This is a genomic window from Dolichospermum sp. UHCC 0352 (assembly GCF_009711925.1).
Taxonomy (GTDB): domain Bacteria; phylum Cyanobacteriota; class Cyanobacteriia; order Cyanobacteriales; family Nostocaceae; genus Dolichospermum; species Dolichospermum lemmermannii.
The window spans coordinates 14,725-37,411 of record NZ_VIKY01000290.1 but is presented as its reverse complement, the minus strand read 5'-3'; the positions used below and the strand labels follow the sequence as shown (position 1 = coordinate 37,411).

Sequence of the window (22,687 nt, the reverse complement as noted above, 5' to 3'; positions counted from 1 at the left end):
ATCAATTATCGAATGCAAGGAACACAAATTTCTTTTTTACCTAACGAAGATGAACATAACCCTAGTAAAAAGCAAAAGAAACCAAAATTAGGGCGTTATGAGCGTATTAAGCGCGAACTAGATCAAAACAATTCTGATCCATATAAGATATTTACTGATGTTAGTTCTCAAACAAGTCCATTATCTCAATATACTTTTGTGGATCTGTTTTGTGGTGCTGGGGGAATTACACAAGGATTATTTCAAGCTGGATTTACACCATTAGCTAGTGTTGAAATTAGTCAAGTTGCTTCGGCTACGCACAAAAAAAATTTCCCACAATGTCATCACTTTTGTGGAGATATTGAACAATTTTCTGCCCAAGATTGGCTGCAACAAATAGGCTCACCTGATGTTAATGTTGTTGTTGGTGGTCCACCATGTCAAGGATTTTCAGTAGCCGGAAAACGTGATCCAAAAGATCCTCGAAATAGGTTATTTTATGAATTTGTACGTGTTGTTTCCGAAATACGTCCTTGGTATGTCGTGATGGAAAATGTACCAGGTATTTTGACAATTCAAAAAGGGGATGTAAAGACAGCAATTATTGAAGCTTTTGAATCTATTGGTTATCCTCATATTTCTGTGGCAATTCTGGAATCTGCGGCTTATGGAGTTCCACAAATTCGACCAAGAGCTATTTTTATTGCTAATAGATTTGGAATGCCAAACCCTTATCCTCAATCTCAATTAAATCAAGAAGAATACAAACCTATTGAGTCAGCAATTTCTGATTTACCCGAATACACTCGAATATCAGAGATTAATCACGAGTGGACTAAACATTCACAGGAGTATATGGAACGTCTTGCTCAAGTTCCTCCTGGTGGTTCATTATATGAAAAATATGTTGATGCTTTCAAAAGACAATATCCTGGTAAACCAAGTATGACTGTGAAAGAAAATCATGGTGGTACACATATTCATCCATATTTAAATCGCGTGATTTCCGCTAGAGAAATGGCAAGATTGCAAACATTTCCTGATTCATTTATTTTTGAAGGTAGTATGAAAAAAGCGATGTGGCAAATTGGTAATGCTGTACCACCACGTTTAGCAGAGTGTATTGGTTATGCACTGATTCCTTACTTAAATAATATTTACTTGAACCAAAAACGACCAGTTAATTTTCCTCATTGTCAACAAACTCAGCTAACTTTTGATTAAGTGAATTACGCCACTTTTCCATATCGTACCAACCACAGCCAATACAGCCTGTTTCAGCATCTTTGCCATTTTTAGGTATATAATTTGGCCATTTTTCATCACCTTGATAATAAAACTTAATGCCAAATGGATAAGGTCGAATATTACTTTCATAGCATTGACGGCAAACTTCTCTTTTTTGCAAGTTACGCTGATTTGTCATCAGTTGAAAATCATTTTTAATTTCTTCATCTGTAAGATTATCAAGAACTTCTTTGGTTCTTGGTGTGGTTATATTCCATCTTATTTCAGGAAATTTATGTTCTATTAATAATCCTTTTTTATTGACAGTTTTTCCTTCATAAACATCATAAGAATTAAAAATAATAAAGCATCTATTTATGAAAGTAGGTGACATTATTTCATATTGTAATTCATCTCTACGAGGAAGTGGAACAAGAAGAATATGAGTTCTTTTATCTCCACACTTTTGACATAGCATCAACTCATGAGTTGCAATGCTATAACCCACATCTTTTAACCTCTTGTATCTATTTGCAGGATTATTATTCCCTGGAAGTACGCAGGTAACACAAGTCCACTGAAAGGTTAGTAATTTGTAAAATAATGGTTTTGTTACTAACTTGGGAGGTGATTTTGTAGACTTAGTTGGTAATGGTGATTCCCAAAATTCTTGTTGTTTCTCTATCCATTGCTTATGCTGATTGGGGTCACAATAAATATAGGCCTGTTTTAGATAGTCTTTAATCTTTGATTCTTCCTGTATATCAATACCTGCACGGCGACACTTAATTACGATAGAACCTTCCCATGATCTATCATCATTATAAGTAAAGGTTACATCCAAATAGCTTTCTTGAGCTTTTCTATTATGACGTGGTTGACTATGAACCTTTATATTTTCCAGATCGTCATAGTTATAGTTGAATTCTGGAGATTTTTTTGAGGCTTTACTACTAGTGCGCTTACGAGTAACCTTGTTTTTTTTCATTCTGTGTAACAGCTTTTTCTTCTAGATCACTAAGCAGAACGGAAACACTAATACCTAAGCCATCTGCAAGACTTACAAGAGCAGTGAGAGAAGGATTTCTGACTCCACGTTCCACACCAGAAATGTATGTGCGGTCTAAGTTAGCACGTAGTCCTAACTCCTCTTGTGAAATTCCTAACTCCGTTCTGCGTTGTCTGACTAGATAACCTAAAGCATTCAGAATTTTTTGTTTTGATTCATCCATCTGCTGATTTTGAGCGTTTATGGACTATCAGTCTACGGACGATGTGTCACATTAAACAAGGAAATTCTCAAAAAGAACAACTACTTAAATTTATGATTGTCAGCAATAGCATATTCAAATTACACAACTCGGACAGGCAAGATGCCCGTCCCACAATGGTTTTATTTAAATATAGTCTGCAAATTAGAGATTTTTTAACTGATTACTCCATTGCTTCATTCACAGGGAATCTATCAATTAACTGCATCGCCCGTTGAGCATTCCGCCGCAACATATCTGGTAAATTAGGAACATGAGGAATCTGAGATAATAAATCCAGAGTGCGGCGTAAAATTCGCACTACGTCTCCTTCATCTAAAGTGGTTTTTTCACATAATGATTTCCACTCTACCCCTAACGCCCATTGTTCCACCAAAGAAATTAAGCTGATAAAACGAGTTTCTAAACCTACAGGTAAGGCTACCCCATGACGATACTGCACCTTTAATACAGAACGACGAATGGGTTGCAATGTTAACCAAGCTGCGTCCGCTTCTGGAGATAGATTAAAGTCAACTTTTGTATCTGGACGGGGGCTTTCAGTCACCAAAGCGGCTATTACTGCTGCTAAGTTATGGGGACCAATATTATCTAACTCTCCACTGGACAGAACTAAACCTAACCATAATTCATTTTCACCGCGAATAGCCGCAGCAATTTGTCCTAATTTTGTGGGGACTAAATTATCTAAACATTCAAAGGATTGCAAGATTTCAATTAAACAGAGAAACTCTTCCCAATATCGTTGGGATTGTAATGATACTTGCTCTTGTAAATGTTCAAGTTCTGCTTCTAGTTCCACACAACGCGCTCTATTTTTAAATATTTTGGCAATATTCCCCGATTTATAAATGGGATGGGTTTCTAACTGTTCTTGAACCGCAGTTAAGCGACTGAGTTGCTCCTGTACCTCTGTCGGTAGATGATTAAATTCTTCAGGATTGGGTATACTCTGAGCGATCGCTATCGTGCTTTCATCACCACGGATTGATTGTCCTCGTTTCAAGCTCAATTCTGAAGGTGGTATTAGCTGCGCTGGAACTTCTACCCGTGGTATTTCCGCATACATATCTAATATATCTGCTGAAGTTGCTACATACCAACGGTTATTTTGCCCTAAGCAGACAAAGTAAGATGTTTCACCCACACTCACGGCTTTGTCAACCAACACTACTGTTATCGGTAGGGGTGACATGGCGTTTCTGTCGTTGAGACTCAACATAGTTCCAGATATGGCAAAATCTAGCATCATTGCCAATTGTGCCTGTCTATCTTCCTGTGCTTGTTCTTGTAAGGTTTTGAAAATTTGCCGTTCTACTTTCAGCCGTTGACGCAATTTTTCATATTGCATCAATTCATTTTCATCAATAGCTGCCAATTGTGACTGAATTTGCGATAATTCGCCTTGAACTTGCGCCAGTTCTTCAAAATCTGGTTGCAAATGCAAGTTGGACATATATTGTCCAAAACTTCGTTCTATCAGTTCTCTGGCTTTTTCGATGGTGTGAGTTTGCAGCAGGTTCAATACCATGCCGTAACTGGGTGTAAACTGACTAACTAAGGGATCAGCCTTAGATGTAGCTAAATAAGACGCTTCTTTAGCTCCTTCAAAAGGAGTTTGTAATGTCACTACATAGCCTTGGAGATCCATGCCCCGACGACCAGCGCGACCTGCCATTTGCAGGAATTCCGAAGCATTGAGTAAGCGGTGTCCATTATCAGTCCGCTTAGACAAAGTAGAAATTACTGTTGTCCGGGCGGGCATATTAATTCCCGCTGCTAAGGTTTCCGTAGCGAATACAACTTTAATTAATCCCTGTTGAAACAGTTCTTCGACAAATCCTTTCCAGGCTGGTAAAATCCCGGCATGATGGGCAGCTATGCCTCGATACAGTGGGGCAACTTGTCCAGCCCTGCCAGCATCAGGGTTTTTGCGTAAAAATTCATCAATTTGTTGCCGCAGGATTTGGGACTCATCATTATTAACTAACCATAAATCACCAACTTCTTCGACAGCCTTATCACAGCCCCGACGACTGAAAATAAAGTAAATCGCAGGGAGCATATCCCGTTCTTGCAGTTGGCTGAGGGTATAAATAATACCGGGCGGTTCTGGTCTACCAGCTTTGCCTTTTTCCCAATATCCTTTTTTAGCCTTTTTGACTAAGCGGGGATTAATTTTGGTATTGGTTTCATTTAATAACGGAAATAATCCTTTGGGATTACAAAAGTTAAATTCTAGGGGAACGGGGCGAAAATCGGAGTAAATCAGGTCTGTTGGCCCATGAACATGATTTAACCAACTGGTGAGTTGATCACTGTTGGCAACGGTAGCGGAAAGGGCTACAAGTTGGACGCTGCGGGGACAGTAGATAATTGATTCTTCCCACACTGTACCCCGTTGGCGATCGTTCATGTAGTGGCATTCATCTAGCACTACAGCCTCAACATCTGTCAAGGAGATCCCGATTTGACCTATGGGTGTACCATAGAGCATATTGCGGAAAATTTCTGTGGTCATGACCAAAATTGGTGCATCCCTGTGAATGGAAGCGTCTCCGGTGAGGAGTCCAACTTGATCAAAGCCAAATTTTTCGCGGAAGTCTCGAAGTTTTTGATTAGATAATGCCTTTAAGGGAGTGGTGTAAAATACCCGTTTCCCGCGAGATAAGGCACGATAGATAGCATATTCCCCGATGAGGGTCTTTCCTGAGCCTGTGGGCGCACAGACGACTACTGAACGGTCAGCATTGAGGGAGGCGATCGCTTCTTTCTGGAATTGATCTAATTCAAAGGGGAAGATTGACCCAAGGTCAATTTCATTAGCGAAGGCAGAATAATTCACTCAATCATAATTTACAAGCAGACTATCCACTATCATAACGTGATTCGTGGTTTGCTACGTTGACATGAAAAGCGCAAGTTGTGAGGCTATTACTGAGCTTTTTTTAATCATTTTACTATTTCAGCAATTTTGCGGAGAACTCGCCAAGCAATTACACTGACTACTTCCGCCAAGAAGTTTGTTGCAAAATTTGATCTATTTCTTGAGGAAAAGGACAATCATCAGGAAAAGAAAAAGATTGATAATCAGAGTTCTCTCGCAGAGTCGTTAATGCGCTGATATAACATTCTATAAATATTTCATCCCAATACGGTCTTAAGCTGGGAGAGTCTTCCAATAAGCCTTTCAATTCTCGCTGACTACGCTTAATTGTTTCTGTCCAACCACGATAGTCTTGAACGTAGTCTGAATAACAAAGTTTAAGACAATGTTCTAGCATTGTGATGAGCCGATTTCGCAATTCTCGCTTTTGACTCCTTCCCAAACTTTCAATCTCCTCAATTAAGTCTTCCCAGTCAACACTATGATAATTTTGCTCTTTCAATAGATTAATTGTCTCTTCAATCCAGAGGGCGTAATCTGTTTGGGTTAGCATAGTATTTTTCCTCTTTCCCTAATTTTACACTTTTTTATCATTTTACTATTTCGGCAATTTTGCACAGAACTCGACAGGCAGATTCTAATTCGCTTTGGGTAGACAATGGGGCAAATACTCGTGATATGGCATAGTGTTGATTTTCTAGTTTGACAAACACAATATCGTCGCCATTGGTTAACATTCCAAAGTTAGGTAAATCAGTGTTGGGGCTAGCCATTAAGTAAGTCAGGGTTTGTGGCAATGCTGACCAAACTGATCAATACTATTGCCAAAATAAGAGCCTTGATAATTTTTGGCAAAAACGGCAAAAATAATCATATATAAGCGTTTCGATGAAAAGGTAGTTTAGAATCTAAAACCCTTATCCTACCGTCAATACATTTAAAAAATCCTTGTCGGAAACCTTTAAGGAATTTTTAGGGGTGATTGTTTTTGCCAAGCAAGAGCGAGGAACGGGAGTTCATGGTTAAAGCATTATCATCTCACCCTCGTAATTTGACTAAGGTATTGAACTGATAACATGGTTTTTTTGGATTCTAAAACAATTACCCATAGACGGTCTTGTAATACCAGTAAATCTATTCGACCCTGGAGAGTTTCTTCGCTATCAGCTATTGTTATTTGTACAGATTCTTCTGCTTTGATGCGAAAAGGTGGATCATATAAACCTGCAACGGTCAGCAATGGAGAAACAAGTAATAGCATCACCGTACTTTCTAATAAATGTCCACCTGAACGATGATAAAGATAACGTTTCCAGAGAATTTCTAGGTTGGTGTGGTCATTAGAGTTAATCTCAGGTAATTGATCATGCCATTCTGTGAAAAAATCCAAGCTACTGCGACTCAAGCCAAATCGTTTTTCTGCTTCAGCAATGGTGGTGATAGTTTCAGTAACGGCTAGTGTTTGCATGGTGGATTTTTGTCTCAGTAGTTGCATCTACGATAAAATAATTTCACCGACCTGATTTTATCTAAAACTCTATTATGACTATTGCTGAACAGATTTATGCACTTGTCAAAACTCTTCCTCCAGATCAAGCTGATGAGATTCTGACTTTTGCTGAATTTATCCGTGCTAAACATCTAAATAACAGTCAAACTGTTAAAAATATTGACGAGTTATCTTGGTCAGAATTAGTTTATTCACTTGCTGGAACTTGGAAAGATGACTTTCCCACTTTAGAAGAAATTCGCACCGAATCAGGACAAGACATTCTACGGGAGAGCCTTTAGATGTACATTTTGGATACCAACACCCTTGACCCGCAAAACGCACCAGTAGTGTGATATTATAGTCTGAGTATAGAAAAATTTATACAAAAGATAAATTTTTTGATACATAAAAATTAAGTGCCAATAAAAAACATGAAAAGACAAACCGAACTTTTGGCAGAAGTTGAAAGATTAATATTTATCGTAGCTATAGTCGCATTGATAACATTAGTAGCTACCTACTTCGTAGTTTCTTCAATACAAAATATTCCTCCAGGGATATTGGAGTTTCTAAAAAGTATACTTACAAATTTGATACCAGTTCCCTTTCTTTTCATATTGTCATTTGTTATATATCGACGTATTCAATCTATTCGTCATAAAAATGATACTGAAAAGTTATCTGAATTATTGGTTGAGGATGTAGTTAAGAAGTTACGTGAACCAACTACTAAAATTGGGCATTTGCTCAAGATTGAAGAAATTCTATCCAAATTTGATATAGAAACTATGTCTCAGTTGCTGAAGGAAGCTCATTATGCTGGAATAGTAGCTGTTCATCAAAGCTTATATGATAAAGATTTTGAGAAGCTCATTGGTAGATCAAAAAAAGTTACTATTTTGAATACATGGATTCCAAATCTTGATTTTTTAGCTGATGCCTTAGTAGATGCTTTAAGTAAAAAAAACACTGTGCAGATTCTGATGCTGTACCCTAATTCGGGTATTGCAACATTACGTAGTGAAGCATTACACAGGTTTGGTACTTCTAAATTTCAAGAAAACCAAGTTAGATCAGGTGTAGAACATTGTCTTGATGTATTAAGTGACATTGCTGAGAGAGTAGACGAGGAAAACAGAAAATATTTGCAGATTAAGCTTTATAATGCAATGCCTTCAATTTCTGTATATAATGTTGATGAACACTTTTTTGTAAGCCTGTTCTTTCATGGACAACTTGCTATAAAAGCCCCTCAAATCGAAGTACAGAGTGAAACTTCTATTCTGGGAAAATCAGTCTCTAGGGAAGTAGCAATGTTATGGAGTATTGGACAGGAATTTTCTGATGTGAGAAATTGGCGAACGGAAATCAGTATTATGGCTGACAAATTCTAATTATAATCCTTTAACGTTTAATAGAGAACACTAATGATTACCAATCTTGACAACGAAGAAGAGAAACTGATTGCTTTATTTAGAAGTCACAAAGTTTTTCAAGGAATTGAGTTTATATCTCAAAAGGATTTTCTTCAAATACTTCTTCAGCGAAGATTCCTTTCGCTCGAATTTACTAAAGTTTATGATATGGCGATTGATGGTCTTACAGATATAGAAGCTACCAAGATAGCTCGAAAGATTTTACGGGAAGAGTACCCTGATATCAATGGAAATACGCCATCACACAGGGAAGAATTAGTTCATGACTTAATTTCTCTTGGAGCTACGCAGTCCGAGATTTCAGGTTCTCGTCAAACAGTTACAACAACTCGTACAATTGAGGAGATTGAATCGCTTATCAGTGTTGCTGGATCTGAACTATGTGATATCAAGTTATTAACTGTATTGAGATTTTGGGGTGAGATTTTGATCTCAGTTGAATATGGTGAATTTTGGAAAAGAATGTCTAAGCAACTGAGTATTAGTGGAGACAATCAATCACGCTTTTACTATCCTCACTATTGTCACGATGCTAGAGAATCTATGGAGAAAGCATCACTTTTATCATCTACTCATTCAGGTAGATTGGGATCACGTTTAAGAGAAATGCTAGAAACTGAAAAAAATGGAGAATATTTTCTTGAGATGGAAAGAGAAATTTTAGATATAAAGACCAAGTTCTATGATCAGTTTACCGAACTGCCAAGTTATAAGTTACTTCTTGTGAATTAAATCACAATTTGACGGCTTGCTAATAGATAGTGTTGATGTTACTAAGATTGTCTGTACAGCTAGTTGTTTAGCGATCGTTCTCCCAGACCAATTTAATGAAATTGAGGATAGCGATTCCTACGGAGCGTTTCGCTATCGCACTATATTTTAGGGTACGTTAATGAAGCGATTAAATAAGGCTATGATATAGGGGTAAACCTTTGATTTCTTCCCCTGCGGCTAGTTTATGGAGATATAAATATGACTGTGCAATTTAGAGAAAAAGCTTTGATGGCTTATGAAACCATGCCATCAAGTCAGAAAAATAGGGTTTCTAAAGTAATAAAGCAGCTAGATGTTGATAAATCACAGCGATTAAAGTCTGATAAACTTGAGGATACAGATACGTGGGTAGTCAAAGTAGATCCCACAGTACGGCTACTATTTAAAAAAACAGATCAGGGTTTTTTGATAATTGATATTATTGACCGCAAAAAGGAAGATTATTCGTGATCACACTTTTTCCTTATAAGTTTGATATCAACAAATGTGATCAACAGATCCAAGAACTACAACATTTTCTAACAGCTAATTTAGCAATTTCAGTCAGAATAGAATAGTGTGTTTGAAGTAAGCCGCATTCCTTTAAATCAATATATGGATACTTTAACCAAAAACCGAGAGCAGATTATTGAGTCAATTAAGACATTGCCAGAAGATTCACTCACTGAACTCATCAATTTTATTGATTACCTGCGCTATAAAGCAACTCAAAAACAATCCCAAAAAACTAGTAAAAACTTTTTGCTTTCAATTGCAGCCTTGGGAAGTTCAGTCAAAAAGAGTGATAATGGAAAAGATTAACGCAGCCATTTCTGGTTTCCCAATTTAATCAGCTATGCAAAACCTCACCAGAATTACCCGTAACCCAGAAGTAATGGGCGGCAAACCCTGCATCCGGGGAATGCGTGTCACAGTTGGTACTATCGTTGGACTAATGGCATCTGGACACAGTGCAAATGATATACTCAAGGCTTACCCATACCTTGAAGAAGCAGATATCTATGAAGCTCTTGCCTATGCTGCATGGCGGGCTGAAGAAATTGAAGTCCCGTTGATAAGTGCATGAAAATTTTGATTGATATGAATCTTTCCCCTGATTGGGTAGCGGTTTTTGGGAGGTATAACATTACCGCTGTCCACTGGTCTACAGTTGGCGATACCCGTGAGAAAGATTCGGTAATTATGGAGTGGGCAAGAACTAATGGATATATCGTCTTTACCCACGATTTAGACTTCGGTTCTCTATTAGCTGCCACAGGTGCAAATACTCCCAGCGTTATTCAGGTTCGGACTCAGGATATTTTGCCTAGTAGCATTGAAAATATAGTAATTTCAGCCCTGAACCAGTTTGAATCTTCTCTTTTTTCCGGTGCGTTGCTAACAGTTGACAAAGCCCAATCTAGGGTGCGTATTTTACCCATTAAACGTGGTTAAGAGGGAGTGGATATTTCTGGGTTTTCAACCATAAACCGCTGTATTTTGTAATTTCCCGTGCTGCATATCATAAAAAAACTTCACTTATCACCCTTTCCCCAATTCCTGAGCGCGTTCTTTTGAGGCTTTGACGGCTTCAATGATAGCAGAACGAAAACCGGCTTTTTCCAAGGCGCTGACACCGGCAATGGTTGTCCCCCCAGGACTGGTAACTCTATCCTTGAGTTCCGCTGGGTGGATTTTTGTTTCTTGTATCAGTGTAGCTGTTCCTAATACCGTTTGTACAGCTAGTTGTTGAGCGATCGCTCTTGGTAAACCCACAGCCACACCCCCATCAGCTAAAGCTTCGATCATCAATGCCACATAAGCCGGTCCACTACCAGATAATCCTGTCACCGCATCCATGAGACTTTCCGATACTTCCACCACTTCCCCCACAGCGGTAAAAATCTGCTGTGCTGTTTGTTGGTGATGGGGATGAGTGTAAGCACCTAGAGAAATTGCCGTTACCCCTGCACCTACTGTAGCGGGAGTATTAGGCATAGCCCGAATTATGGGAACTTGGGGAAAGGCTGCTTCCAATTGTTTTAAAGTTACACCCGCCAGTATAGAAATGATCAGGGGTGAATGTTCTGTGGGCAGGATATCTGCTAATTCTTGGGCTACAGCACTAAATATTTGGGGTTTGATTGCCAACATCACCGCTGTTTTTGCTTCCCCTAACACCAAGCTATTATCCGTAGTTACAACCACCCCATATTGCTGCTCTAAATAGCCGCGACGTTCAGCCTGGGGTTCACTGACGATGATTTCTGAGCCTTGATAAATACCACTGACAATAAGGCGGGATAATAGAGCTTCTCCCATTACCCCACCGCCAATTAAGCCAAATTTTATATTCATTTTGATTAGTCACTAGTTAGTGGTCAATTAATTATCAGAACTAATGACTAATTTACCTTACTGTGCCATCCGAGTGGGTTCATTTCCCCAAGCGGTCGTTGCTGCTGTCGCTGCGGGACGAGCGGGACGAGCTTGGCTGATAGGCACTTCATGTATTAAACCACCTTGAGTGCTAACTTGCACGCAACTGGGAGTAAACAAGAAGATGCTTTCACCAATTCGTTCTTGATGTCCGTCTAAGGCATAAGTACCACCGGCAACAAAGTCAACTGCACGTTGAGCTTGGTCGGGGTCCATAATGGTCAAATTTAATACTACTGATTTGCGTTCGCGCAATGCTTGAATCGCTTGGGGCATTTCTTCAAATGTGCGAGGTTCGAGGACTAGAACTTCAGAGATTCCATTAATTGCGCCTGGCATACCAATAACATTACTCATAGGTTTGGATACTGTTGTTGCTACTTCTTCAGTAGTGGTAGGTGGATTTTCCCGCCAACGCCGATTGGCAGGAGTAGTTTCCTGTGGCGCTGGTTGAGGATTTTCTTGCTGATAGATATTCTGATAATTATTGGCTGTATCAGCTTCTTCTTCGTAGTATTCGTATTCTACCTGCTCATTCAAACCAACAAAGTCCCTGAGTTTGGAAAATATATTACTCATGTTGTACGCTCCTGGATTAAAATTCCCCTAATTTTCCTGGCTATAAGTTACATTAAAGTTCCTTTTAGGCAGTAGTCGTAACTATAGTAGATGTTGGACGTAGCAATTGTACTACTGATTTTACTCTTTAGTACAAATTCTCAATTATCAACAGATACTCATGTTAATGCCTGCACATTAACGAATCTGTAACATTGAGTTAAAATTGTAGCCTAATGATCATTAAAAATAAAGGGGGTCTGACCACCTTTGCAATTAAGAATTACTTATGAGAATATTATATTTTTTGACAATTATCAATACTTGGTAGTAAATTCGCAACCGAGTGTTAATCATGCCGTCTCGAAGTATGACTACAGCTATGTCTAGGCTCGTTCACCAAACAAAATTGTACCTAATCGCACCATTGTTGCCCCTGCTTGCACTGCCAATTGGTAATCCCCAGACATACCCATTGATAATTGCTGCATTGTAATATTTGGCCAATTTTGTGATTTGATGGTTTGTGCTAATTTGTATGTACTATTAAATAGTGTTAAAATTTCTGCATCCGCCAAACCTTGCGGCGGAATTGTCATCAAACCTTGAATTTGTAAATTTTGACATTGGTTGAGTGCTGCCAAGTCAGCTAATAATTCTGGAACCATCCAACCAGATTTATTCGCGTCGGGGAGAAGTTTGACTTGTAAGCATACGTTAGGATTCACTCCCAGTTCTTGCGCTAGAGTATTTAAGCGTTGTGCCAGCGGCAAGTTATCAACGGAGTGAATCCATTGAAATAGTTCTAAGGCTTTTCTGGCCTTGTTCGTTTGCAGATGTCCAATTAAGTGCCAGGTAATATCCGATAGATCTTGCAATTCGGCTTGTTTACTGGCAGCTTCTTGGATGCGACTTTCGGCAAAATCACGAACTCCTGCGGTGTATGCTTCCCGCATTAATTCGGTAGATACTCTTTTTGTAACAGCAATCAACCTCACTGTAGATGGGAGTGAGGCGCGAATTTGAGTAAGGCGATCGCTAAGTGAACTACTCATTGGAATGTGCGCTGAAATACACCTTGAAGTTGCTCGTACTCTTGAGAATTACCACTGCGGCGCAAAGTCCGTAGGCGATTTTCCAGCATCATTCTGGCTTCAGTCCGGCCAATTGGCTGAAATTTCAGGGCTTTAAGCTCAGTTGTTACCAGAAAAAATAAGCGTTGGGCGTAGAGTGTGGTAAACAGATCCTGGTTCTCATCAACCATACAGATCCTATAGAGTAAACCCCAAGTTGGATGATTTATGTAAGTTTCTGAGTTTTCTGGATTCATTTCCTAGTCAGGGTGGGGAGTATATGTAGCCGGGAACGGGGAACAGGCTGAAAAGTTTGATGATAACTGGATGTTTTCATGCAACTGACAACCGCTATAGCTTGTTCTGCAATTTACTAACATTCAGAGGATAGTATATCCCTTCCGCCAAATTTTTCGTTGACAGTGCGAAACTAACAATCTTCTTGACGGTTTCTGAAGCAAAACAACACCCTTTTAAGTCTGTGATGTTGCACAGGCTTCTTTCTATCCTGCCACAATTCTCACCCAACGGCGCAAAAATGGACATTTATCCAGCCGGCATATAGTAGGAGTCAGGAGTCAGGAGATTAAGGAGTCAGGAAGAAAGAAGAAAGAAGAAAGAAGAAAATTTTTTCTCGTTCCCATACTCTGTATGGGAATGAATTCTCAAGGCTCTGCCTTGAATAACAATAGAGGCAGAGCCTCTAGATAGTATTCCCAGTCCGAGACTGGGAACGAGATGAAAAATGTCATATTAGAATTGAGGGCTTCTGTCTCTCGACGGATGAAAACACCTAAATTCATTGCTTAAATCTAGAATACCGGGAATTCATGCGCCAATTTACCAACGAGGAGAAGCAACCCTGCTGCTTTTGCCGCAAGCATTAATAATTCCTTTTCCTTTTTGCAGAGGTGAAGTTCCTCTGTTGTCATTTCATCGTAGTCGAGTTCCTCCTCAATGAGATCAATGATCTCTCGAGCTAGTTTCATTGTAACGAAAAGCACTGTGCGCTCGTCTTCGCAGAACGCTACAGGTGCCATATCCCAGGCTTTCGTAAACGTGAGTATATAACCCGCCTTACTGGGACAGAAAAACTTTAACTCAAACCCAATCTCCTTTAGATCCGATATTTTAAGCGACTTCCTGTTCTCGTAAGTGATCGGAACGTCTGTTCTTAGGAATTTCATGTCTTTAGTCTTTCTGCTTTATGTATATTATGTATATTATGTATATATTGTAAGATAAATGCGTTGCTTATTTACCAGAGTCAGATCCCCGACTTCTTGAAGAAGTCGGGGATCTTGTTACCGATTTTTCAGAGAAGGAAAATTTTTCCCACCTAGTTCAATTTGTCCAGTTACGCACCCAGCTTTTAACCTATTTACTAAATACTCCAAATCATTAGCAATAAAATTTGTGCCATGATCTGGTTCTACTAAGCTAATTAAATTGACATCATTGATTATTTGATCACCTAAATCAGCAATTCCTAGAAAATTGAAAACCCCTGATTCATAAGTTCCACAAGGTACAGAAGGATTATTCATCCCCACACAATATTCATTGTCTTGAAACCAATCAAAACTAGGATAGCCATGAAAGTGAACTATGGGCGCACCATTGGCAATTAATTCTGGTGTGTATAAAGCCGCAGCTAAACTAATGGCTAACATGACATAGATATCATAGGAAGGTTTGATATCTGCTTTTTTTGAATTACTTCCTAATGGTAATTGCAGATGTAATTTATCTTGTAAACCAATCCGCAGAATATCAGAATCAATGTTTAAATCCGTTTTATTTGCCCCAGAACGAGAACTAACTAACCAAATATCAGGTATTTGCTTAAATCTATTTTCGGCGTTGATATTTAGTTTAATAAAACGTCTACCTTGTTCATTTTGGCGAAGTTCATAACTACTAAATCCGGCTACAGGTAATAAATTCTCCCATTCATCAATAGTGATTTCTGGCTTACCGACATAATGAGGAGGTTCAGCATAAGCCACAAAACCATAAGATACTCCTGTTCTGCCATTAACGATGACATTAACAATGTCTCTATGGGATTTTCTTTTAATAACTTCATCTAATTTAAATCCGGCGGGAAATAAACCTGTAGATGCTAATTCTTGCCCTAATTTTACCAGCTTTCCGGCATGGTTTGATAGATGAGGATTATATTCTCCTAGTTCAAAGCGACTAATTAATAATGGAGTAATGGGGACAAATACTTTAGGAATAAGTGATTTTAAAGCAAAATTTTCAATTTCATGGGGAGCGAATTTAGAATCAGAAAGATTCATATTCAAAATAGAAAATTTTTCATCAGATACACCAATAACAATTTCTGAAAAGGTTTTAACTAGTGTATTGATACCAATGCGAATTTTTTCTGAATAAGGTGTGAGTGGATTAACAAATTCAGCATCTATATCAGTGAGAATTATTACTTGTGTATTTGTCGGATCTTCCACATATTTGGCAGCATGATCTTCAGCCCAACTACTTAATTTAGCAATTTCAATAACGGACATTTGCTGTTTTTCTTTCAACCATGTATAAGATAACTTATACCAAGCCTCAGCTATAAATATTCCTAATTTTCTTAACCATGAGTTTGGTCTTTCTACGTCTATTACAGCATCAATATCTGCTCTGACACTCTGCATTTTTAAAGATTTCTGCCAGTTAATAATGGGGATTTTAATGGTATGTTTTAATTCGGTTGTGGCTTCTTTCCAGGGAATTACTTTCACACCATGCTTTTGCAGATAGAAAATTAATTGTTGGCGAAATCTGACAATAACTTGATGATGATAATTATCGGGTAAAGGTCTAAAAGTAACTTTTAAGTTTTCAGCCATGAATTGAGGATTAATAATTGGTGCTTGATATCCTGTGGGTGATTCTCCAGAAAAGCCACCAATTAATTTACCAATAGTTTGTAAACTAATACCTTGAGTTAAAGGTTCATGGGCATAGTTATTTGTAACATTCATTTCCTGGATTAATGCTAAAATATCTTCTTTATATGTAGCTATTTCTATTTGTATTTCTGGAGTAATTACACCCTTGGGAGAACGAATATTTAGCTTGCTATTTTCTGACCAGAATAAGACACCTTGTTGAGTGAGTTTTGCTAAAATTTCTGCTGCGTTCATAACAAAATTTCCTGTATTTAAAAATAGGAAGTTAGAAAAGAGGACACCTGGCTGAATTAGGCTATCCTAATCTAGCGAAGTGTCCCAATAATCAAGGAGGAAAAACTGGTTTATCAGTAATTAAACAGAATTTGTAGAGGTTATATCTGGATAATTTCTGACTGGGAATTTTCTAATTCTTCAGATAATCTGAGAGAAAGTTCTTCAATGGTGGGATAATACCAAAGGTGGATAAGTGATAATTTAAATCCCAAAAACTTTTCGGCTCTACTAGCGATAATTATGGTTTGTGCTGAGTCTAAACCGTAACTATCTAAAGGTTCACGAATATTTATTTCTTCTGGATTAACTCCCAGTAAAGAGGAAATTTCGGAAACTAACCAAGCTTGAATTTTAGTGGCGTTATCTTGGTTGTCGGGTAGGGAATGAGAGAGATTGTTATTCATTTATGTACCTCCTGGTATTAAGTAATGAGATGAGATCTTCATGATATAATCAATGCAATTATCAACAAGTTTTTCTATGGTTTGGCGATTAAGTGCAGGTTGAGAAAAAACAAAATTTAAAGTCATTTTTTCTTGAAAAGTAGCAGCGTGAACAATAAACATTCCTGCATATAAAGCATGAGAACCAACAAAACTGATTTCTTCTAGTTCTAATTCTCCATAAGTATGGGGAATATTAACTTTACCAATGTTAGAAACTGAAACTGTAGCAGATACTTGATTCGGGAATAGCAAAGAAAAATTTATCAATTGTTTAGCGAGAAATATCATTTGAACAATTTCTCCTTGGCTAATTTTTTTATTAAGAGTATGTTTTGCTTTTCGCGCTAATTCCCAAAAAGATATATTATTAGTAATTCGATAAAATCCCATGATAGAGGCTGCTAAAACCGTCATATTTTCTTGACTAATTTCTGGTTGTAACCGTCTTCTTAAATCAAGATATGATAAACAACTAACTCGAATATTATCTTCATGGCTTTTAGTCAGTTGTTTGGAGACTGTTAACATTAATGCCGCACATAAAGCACTTTGTACTGTAGTTTTTTCTTGTCTGCATTGCTGAATAAACTGTTGTGTTGATTCTTCGCTAAGTTGTCTATGAATAATTTCGCAACGCCGTTGAGAAATGGGAACATATTTTTCTACTCCTAATGTTTTTGGTTGATTCCAATATTTTTGCAGTGCGAGATTTAATAATAAAGCAATTCTCCCTAGTTTGCCTTTAAAACTATTTGTCCATGGAGGTAATAGTTTTTCAATGGGTGGAAGTGGTTCTAACGTAGTAACTGCTGGAATGGATTTACCTGCGGTAATTTTTTGACAGTAGGTTAAAATTTCTGAATGAAGTTGGATGCTTGATAAACCGTCGGTAATAGCATGATGTGTAGTTGTAATTAGATAATTAATATTCTGCTGATTTAATATTTTTACAAGTACGACTCGTAGCAGATATTTACTACTATCAATTACCTGATTCATTTCTGTATTAACGATTGCTTCCCATTCCTGACTTTCTCTAATATTAACAACTTGCAAAGGAAGTTTTCCTGTACCTTTGGACTGATAATAGTAGGAATTTCTAGAATTAATAATATGAGCATTAAGCGCAGGATGACGATATTGAATAATATCTAAAGACTGTCTGAGAACCGTTTCTTGAATATTTCCTTGAATCCGGCTAATGGTAACTAAGTTCCATGTTTTAGCTCGTTGATTCAGGATTTCCATTGTTTCTTCTAGCTGTCCTAATTTTCTATTTATAGCCATTTTTATCACCGTTGTTGGTAGTGAGGGATAAATCCCTCACTTGCATATAAATCTAATTTGATTTGTTTATGTTGTGGGCATTATTGTATTTTGATAACGAACCACAGAGGCACAGAGATCACAGAGGAAATGCTGTATAGTGCTAACTACAAATTTTGTGGATGATATTGGCTGAATTCTTCTGGCATTTGTAAGCCTTGAATTTTTAAGTTTTGAATACGATATAAATACGCTGCACCTGTCATAATTTGATCGGCTATATCAACTACTCGACGATTATTGATATCTGCTAAGTAAGAATGACGTACCCAATTATTAAAACTTCCCATTGCTGGTCCACACCAGATTTGATAATCAATTTCCCGACCTTTTTCTCCAGTATTTGACCACCGGGAAGATAGTCCTAAATACCAGCGAAATATTAATGCCATTTTTAATTTAGGATTATTAGCTGCTTTGCTTAATTTTTCTGGGTTACGTTGAGATAAATAAGTAGATGTTTCTTGCCAAATTTCGGCAATTGTTTTTCGCAGAATTTGTTTTTCTAACTTTTCTATTTCATCTGGAGGAATTTCGGCAAACGAATTATAATTTCTGTATAATTCCCCTAGTTTTTGAGCGCGAAGGGGGAAAAGAGTTCCCCGCTTAAGAACTTGTAATTTGACTCCCATTTCAAACATATCTGCTGCGGGTGCCATCATTACATCAGTCATTTCTGCTTCAGCTAGGAGCTTTTTTGTATATTCAGAAGTCCCAGCTTCAAGGCAAGATTGATTAATAGAACCGGTGACAATATAAGCTGCACCCATCATTAAGGCTGCTAGTGCTGATTGGGGTGTGGAAATTCCCCCAGCTACCCCAATTCTTACAGGTTGTTTATAACAATATTTACGTTGAATTTCGTCTCTTAATTCTAAGATAGAAGGTAATAAACAAACCAAGGGACGATTATCTGTATGTCCTCCTGAATCTGCTTCTACGGTAATATCATCAGCCATAGGAATCTTCGCGGCAAGATTAGCTTGCAATTCGCTAATTAATCCTTGTTCAACTAATTGGGTGAGAATTTTTGTGGGTGCAGGTTGGAGGAATTTAGTGGCAACTTCTCGCCGGGAAACTTTGGCAATAATTTTATTTTTGATTTCAATGTCATTAGCTGAATTTAAACTTAGTCCAGCAGCCCGATAGTAGACGATATTATCACTCAAATCTAAGAATGCAGAGGCTTCAATTATTCTGACTTGATGCTGTAAATACAAATCAATTAAACGCCGTTCAATAGCAGGTTCGCTAGGACTATGAAGCAAGTTGAAAACATAAGATTTGTTATGCAAAGCTTGTTGAATTTTGTGAATTGCTGTTTCTATCCGGGAAGGAGATAAACCTCCTGCACCAAAGGAGCTTAAAATGTTGGCTTTTCCCAAGGTAATTACCATTTCTTCAGATGCAATACCTTGAGCCATTGCCCCAGTCATATAGGCATATTTTACGCCGTAGAACTCTAGAAAAGTTGGATCACCTAATTGATGAAATCCGATAGTAGGAACAGTTAAAAGCATTTCCAATTTCTGAGTTTTACCGTTAGCACTATATGATAAACTGCCTTCATTGCTAATGCCAATTTGTCCTTCTTTATTCAGAATATAACAAGGAGAATTTAAATTCATCAGTTTATTTTTAATATTTACTGCATCAAAAGACACAGTATTTAAATCGCCTTGCCATCCTTGATAATTGTTATTCATTGAAGGAGAAAATTTGAGTTGTTGTTGATATTTGTTTTCTAAATTAACCACGTTATTTAACCTCTAATCATCAATTTGAATGTTTTGGACAGGCAAGATGCCTATCCCACAATAGATTCACAAGAATTACTCTGTATTTCTACTTTTCTTTTCTAACTTGGGTCACCATTTTTTTGTACAAATCTAATTGCTGCTGGAGAAAGAGACTAAGTTGTTGAAGTGATGTTTGCCGGGACTTTAATAAAAATCCGTGTGCTTTAGCCAGCCGGACATGATGATCATTTAAACTTTTATAATTAGGGGTGGATTTTATTTTGTGTTCATAATTTAATAAGGAATTATCTGGAAAAGATGACTGATTTTCGCAAGCATGATCTTGATCCAATTTGATGTTGGGAAAAGAATATAAAGGTGATAAATCCAATTCAACTCGATGACTAAATAGCTTGGCTAAGGCTTTAATAATGGAGGTATGATCATCTACACCTCTTCTATTTAGAGATACAGCTAGATGTTCTTTGTCTTTGAGAATTTCGCTAATCCACCGACTACAGTTACTACCAACACCAACTTCAATAAAGATTCTGATATTGTCATTGTAGGCACGATTAACTAAGCGAGGAAAATCAAGTTGGTGACAAAGGGCTTTAGCAATATTTTTGCCTATTAAATTACTATCAATTTTCATGGGTGCGTATTCTGCCGCAGAGTAGAAAATTGTTTTTGAATTTGCTTGGCTAGGTAAGGTATTGATTTTTACTAATTCATCATATTCAGAGTGCATTGGTTCACAATGAATTACATGATTAATTGATGTTGGAAAAGCGTCACATTTTAATGTTTGAATAACTCTTTCACAAGCTTGAGTTTCACCAGCAATAATGACTTCTTCAGGTGTATTAATTAAAACGATATAAACCCGACTTTCATTTTTTAGGACTTCTTGGACTAGGGAAGAGGAACATATCAAAATATAGTTACTCCAAAATTCTTCGCTTTTACCTGTATAAATTAAAGGTAATCCCCAATGCTGACGAACTGCATTTTTTTGACCAGATAGCCGGGTTTTAAATAAAGGGGATGAATTCAAATAATCACTGGTACTTTTAAAGCTAGTCCAGACCCCTTGTGCTAACATCATGCTAGTTTCACCAAGGCTATATCCAAAAGCATAGGGGGACTGAATGCGAAAGTGATTTTTCAGCATTACTGTCATTAATCTCGCTAAACCAACTTCCCATTCCAGCATAGAAACTGGATCATTTATTAATTTTTGTTCTATAGTTTCTAGTTGTCTTTTTGATAATTTATTAATGCTGCGAGGATAGATAAATTTTTCAATGTCAGCGGCTCGATTATAAACGCTTTTAACAACAACATCATCGTAGAGTTGAGGGAAAAGACGGAAAATATTTCGTCCCATTCCTATATAAGAAGTAAAAGAACCAGGATAAACAAAAGCAATATGACCTTTTTTTCCTTGGGGATTAACTGTAAAATAACTACCAAGAGGAGTTTGCCAATCTTTGCCAGTGGCAAAAGCAATTTTCACTCCCTGAATTGCCCTTTCAATTTCTCGTTTTAATTCTTCTGGATGTCGTGAAAGAATTGCTAAAGCGTAAGTTGATTGTTGATATTGCTGATATTTTTGGAAATAATCACTAGCAAGTTGCGATAGAGAAGAAACATCTGTGAGACTTTGTTGAAGTGCGGTAATTTGTGTTAATAAAGAAGCACGATCATCAGCCGCAATGGGAAATAAATAATAGGACATTTCTGCTAAATATTGACTACTGCGTTCTATCTGGCTGATTTCTTCTGACAAAATTAAATGTCCATAAATATTATCTTCTTCCATTATATTTACCGCAGCTATTCTTTTAGTCGCACCAGGTTCTAAAAACCAAGGTTTTGATTCTACGGCTACATAAAAGGGGCTTCCATGCCAAATTTCTGGCTGTTTAGGATTGAACCACTGGGGAACACCGGGAATATAACGATAATATAAACAAAGTGCGGTTTTAATGAGGCTAAATATGCCCGCAGAGGCTTGTGTATTGCCAATATTTGCTTTAACACTACCCAAGGCACAACTCAGATTTTCTGCCCCTGTCTGATAAGCCGATATTAAACCTTGAATTTCCGCTATATCTGCGTTAGGAATCCCACTAGCAACAACTTCCAAATAACCAATATCTGCGGCATTAACATCTGCTATTTGAAACGCCTCTTGACAAGCTTGCTTAACAGTTTCTGGATGATTTGGAGCATCTTTCACTACACTCAAACCATCAATGACTGCATAGATGCAATGATTTCGTTGCTTGGCTGTTTCATACAGTTGTAATACTACTGCGGCAGCACCTGCTGTTTTTATGATACTCTGAGCTTTTTCGTCATAACTGAAAGCATATCCAGTCGGATTAATTTCTATCTGGTAATTCTTATCTATCCCGACAATTAAAACAGCTTCAACTTGTTGGGAAATTAATAATTTTTTACTGACATCCAAGGCTGATAAAAGCGAATTTTCTTCGGCAAAAAATGCTAATTCAGCAGAAATATAATTAGCTAATTTAGCAGAATTTTCTGTGGGAGAAATGATGATTAAAGCTATCTTTCTATCTGGTTGAATTTTAGCATCTTCCAGCGCAGAATTGATCACCTCTCGACTTAAAGGAGTTTGCTGATAATTTTCAGATGTAACTGAATTTTGCTTACCTTCATAAATCAGACGTTCAAACTTATTTAATGTTGGTGAACTACTCACAAAACAATCCATACCGACAATTGCTAACTTTTGATTCTGTGCAATTGATTTCATTATGATTCTCCATTTTTTTATAAACTAACCGAAACAGAGGACACAGAAAAAATATTTGCAG

25 protein-coding genes are annotated in these 22,687 nt (G+C 37.5%); 9 read left to right on the top strand and 16 right to left on the bottom strand.

Annotation, left to right across the window (positions count from 1 at the left end; all coding sequences use genetic code 11):
- Positions 1-12: 12 nt before the first annotated feature.
- Positions 13-1,206, top strand: a complete 1,194-nt coding sequence (locus tag FJR06_RS21220) for a DNA cytosine methyltransferase (RefSeq protein ID WP_168652218.1) — start codon at positions 13-15, stop codon at positions 1,204-1,206.
- Here FJR06_RS21220 and FJR06_RS21215 read toward each other — a convergent pair.
- The 6 genes from FJR06_RS21215 to FJR06_RS21190 all read right to left on the bottom strand — a co-directional run bounded on the left by FJR06_RS21215 (position 1,163) and on the right by FJR06_RS21190 (position 6,862).
- The gene (locus tag FJR06_RS21215; protein ID WP_168652217.1) at positions 1,163-2,197 is read right to left on the bottom strand and encodes a restriction endonuclease; all 1,035 of its coding nucleotides are present in this window, start codon (positions 2,195-2,197) and stop codon (positions 1,163-1,165) included. The genes FJR06_RS21220 and FJR06_RS21215 overlap by 44 nt on opposite strands.
- Complete coding sequence (locus FJR06_RS21210; protein ID WP_168652216.1) at positions 2,172-2,441, bottom strand: helix-turn-helix domain-containing protein; 270 nt, start codon at positions 2,439-2,441, stop codon at positions 2,172-2,174. The genes FJR06_RS21215 and FJR06_RS21210 overlap by 26 nt, the downstream gene beginning before the upstream one ends.
- A 202-nt stretch (positions 2,442-2,643) precedes the next feature.
- Positions 2,644-5,325 (bottom strand): RNA helicase, encoded by a 2,682-nt coding sequence (locus FJR06_RS21205; protein ID WP_168652215.1) that lies wholly within the window; start codon positions 5,323-5,325, stop codon positions 2,644-2,646.
- Positions 5,326-5,485: 160 nt separating this feature from the next.
- Entirely contained in the window at positions 5,486-5,920 is a 435-nt protein-coding gene (locus tag FJR06_RS21200; RefSeq protein WP_015078603.1) for a DUF29 domain-containing protein, read from the bottom strand.
- A 37-nt stretch (positions 5,921-5,957) separates the two neighbouring features.
- Entirely contained in the window at positions 5,958-6,140 is a 183-nt protein-coding gene (locus FJR06_RS21195; RefSeq protein WP_254434464.1) for a hypothetical protein, read from the bottom strand.
- A gap of 260 nt (positions 6,141-6,400) precedes the next feature.
- The gene (locus FJR06_RS21190) at positions 6,401-6,862 is read right to left on the bottom strand and encodes a hypothetical protein (protein ID WP_254434463.1); all 462 of its coding nucleotides are present in this window, start codon (positions 6,860-6,862) and stop codon (positions 6,401-6,403) included.
- Positions 6,863-6,909: 47 nt separating this feature from the next.
- On the opposite strand from FJR06_RS21190, the gene FJR06_RS21185 reads away from it, so the two are divergent.
- From FJR06_RS21185 to FJR06_RS21155, 8 genes are all read left to right on the top strand, one after another.
- Positions 6,910-7,158 carry a DUF2281 domain-containing protein gene (locus FJR06_RS21185; protein ID WP_096666164.1) on the top strand — a complete coding sequence of 83 codons (249 nt, stop codon included), beginning with the start codon at positions 6,910-6,912 and terminating at the stop codon, positions 7,156-7,158.
- 132 nt (positions 7,159-7,290) lie between these two features.
- Complete coding sequence (locus tag FJR06_RS21180; protein WP_053540352.1) at positions 7,291-8,253, top strand: hypothetical protein; 963 nt, start codon at positions 7,291-7,293, stop codon at positions 8,251-8,253.
- Between the two features lie 33 nt (positions 8,254-8,286).
- Positions 8,287-9,027, top strand: a complete 741-nt coding sequence (locus tag FJR06_RS21175) for a hypothetical protein (protein WP_174783515.1) — start codon at positions 8,287-8,289, stop codon at positions 9,025-9,027.
- Between the two features lie 16 nt (positions 9,028-9,043).
- On the top strand, positions 9,044-9,178 hold the full coding sequence (locus FJR06_RS24800) for a hypothetical protein (protein WP_256369542.1): 135 nt from the start codon (positions 9,044-9,046) through the stop codon (positions 9,176-9,178).
- A gap of 89 nt (positions 9,179-9,267) precedes the next feature.
- Positions 9,268-9,519 carry a hypothetical protein gene (locus FJR06_RS21170; protein ID WP_053540354.1) on the top strand — a complete coding sequence of 84 codons (252 nt, stop codon included), beginning with the start codon at positions 9,268-9,270 and terminating at the stop codon, positions 9,517-9,519.
- A gap of 108 nt (positions 9,520-9,627) precedes the next feature.
- A complete protein-coding gene (locus tag FJR06_RS21165; protein WP_235081938.1) occupies positions 9,628-9,870 on the top strand; it encodes a DUF2281 domain-containing protein in 243 nt (80 codons plus the stop codon).
- Positions 9,871-9,904: 34 nt separating this feature from the next.
- A complete protein-coding gene (locus tag FJR06_RS21160) occupies positions 9,905-10,135 on the top strand; it encodes a DUF433 domain-containing protein (protein WP_015078595.1) in 231 nt (76 codons plus the stop codon).
- Complete coding sequence (locus tag FJR06_RS21155) at positions 10,132-10,503, top strand: DUF5615 family PIN-like protein (protein ID WP_015078594.1); 372 nt, start codon at positions 10,132-10,134, stop codon at positions 10,501-10,503. Before FJR06_RS21160 ends, FJR06_RS21155 begins: the two co-directional genes overlap by 4 nt.
- An 87-nt stretch (positions 10,504-10,590) precedes the next feature.
- Here the strand turns inward: FJR06_RS21155 and proC are convergent, their stop codons facing one another.
- The 10 genes from proC to FJR06_RS21105 all read right to left on the bottom strand — a co-directional run bounded on the left by proC (position 10,591) and on the right by FJR06_RS21105 (position 22,626).
- On the bottom strand, positions 10,591-11,406 hold the full coding sequence (gene proC / locus FJR06_RS21150; RefSeq protein WP_168652214.1) for a pyrroline-5-carboxylate reductase: 816 nt from the start codon (positions 11,404-11,406) through the stop codon (positions 10,591-10,593).
- A gap of 57 nt (positions 11,407-11,463) precedes the next feature.
- Positions 11,464-12,066: a cell division protein SepF gene (locus FJR06_RS21145; RefSeq protein WP_015078592.1), complete on the bottom strand. Its 603-nt coding sequence runs from the start codon at positions 12,064-12,066 to the stop codon at positions 11,464-11,466.
- Positions 12,067-12,431: 365 nt separating this feature from the next.
- Positions 12,432-13,100, bottom strand: a complete 669-nt coding sequence (locus FJR06_RS21140; protein WP_168632274.1) for a YggS family pyridoxal phosphate-dependent enzyme — start codon at positions 13,098-13,100, stop codon at positions 12,432-12,434.
- On the bottom strand, positions 13,097-13,375 hold the full coding sequence (gene pipX, locus FJR06_RS21135) for a transcriptional coactivator PipX (RefSeq protein ID WP_015078590.1): 279 nt from the start codon (positions 13,373-13,375) through the stop codon (positions 13,097-13,099). The genes FJR06_RS21140 and pipX overlap by 4 nt, the downstream gene beginning before the upstream one ends.
- Before the next feature lie 555 nt (positions 13,376-13,930).
- The gene (locus FJR06_RS21130; protein ID WP_015078589.1) at positions 13,931-14,305 is read right to left on the bottom strand and encodes a hypothetical protein; all 375 of its coding nucleotides are present in this window, start codon (positions 14,303-14,305) and stop codon (positions 13,931-13,933) included.
- Between the two features lie 117 nt (positions 14,306-14,422).
- On the bottom strand, positions 14,423-16,282 hold the full coding sequence (locus FJR06_RS21125) for a hypothetical protein (RefSeq protein ID WP_168652213.1): 1,860 nt from the start codon (positions 16,280-16,282) through the stop codon (positions 14,423-14,425).
- A gap of 140 nt (positions 16,283-16,422) precedes the next feature.
- On the bottom strand, positions 16,423-16,728 hold the full coding sequence (locus FJR06_RS21120) for a phosphopantetheine-binding protein (protein WP_015078587.1): 306 nt from the start codon (positions 16,726-16,728) through the stop codon (positions 16,423-16,425).
- Positions 16,729-18,057, bottom strand: a complete 1,329-nt coding sequence (locus FJR06_RS21115; protein WP_015078586.1) for a condensation domain-containing protein — start codon at positions 18,055-18,057, stop codon at positions 16,729-16,731.
- Positions 18,058-18,203: 146 nt separating this feature from the next.
- Positions 18,204-19,802 (bottom strand): PfaD family polyunsaturated fatty acid/polyketide biosynthesis protein, encoded by a 1,599-nt coding sequence (locus FJR06_RS21110; RefSeq protein ID WP_083881495.1) that lies wholly within the window; start codon positions 19,800-19,802, stop codon positions 18,204-18,206.
- A gap of 139 nt (positions 19,803-19,941) precedes the next feature.
- Positions 19,942-22,626: a PfaB family protein gene (locus tag FJR06_RS21105; RefSeq protein ID WP_015078584.1), complete on the bottom strand. Its 2,685-nt coding sequence runs from the start codon at positions 22,624-22,626 to the stop codon at positions 19,942-19,944.
- Between the last annotated feature and the right edge of the window lie 61 nt (positions 22,627-22,687).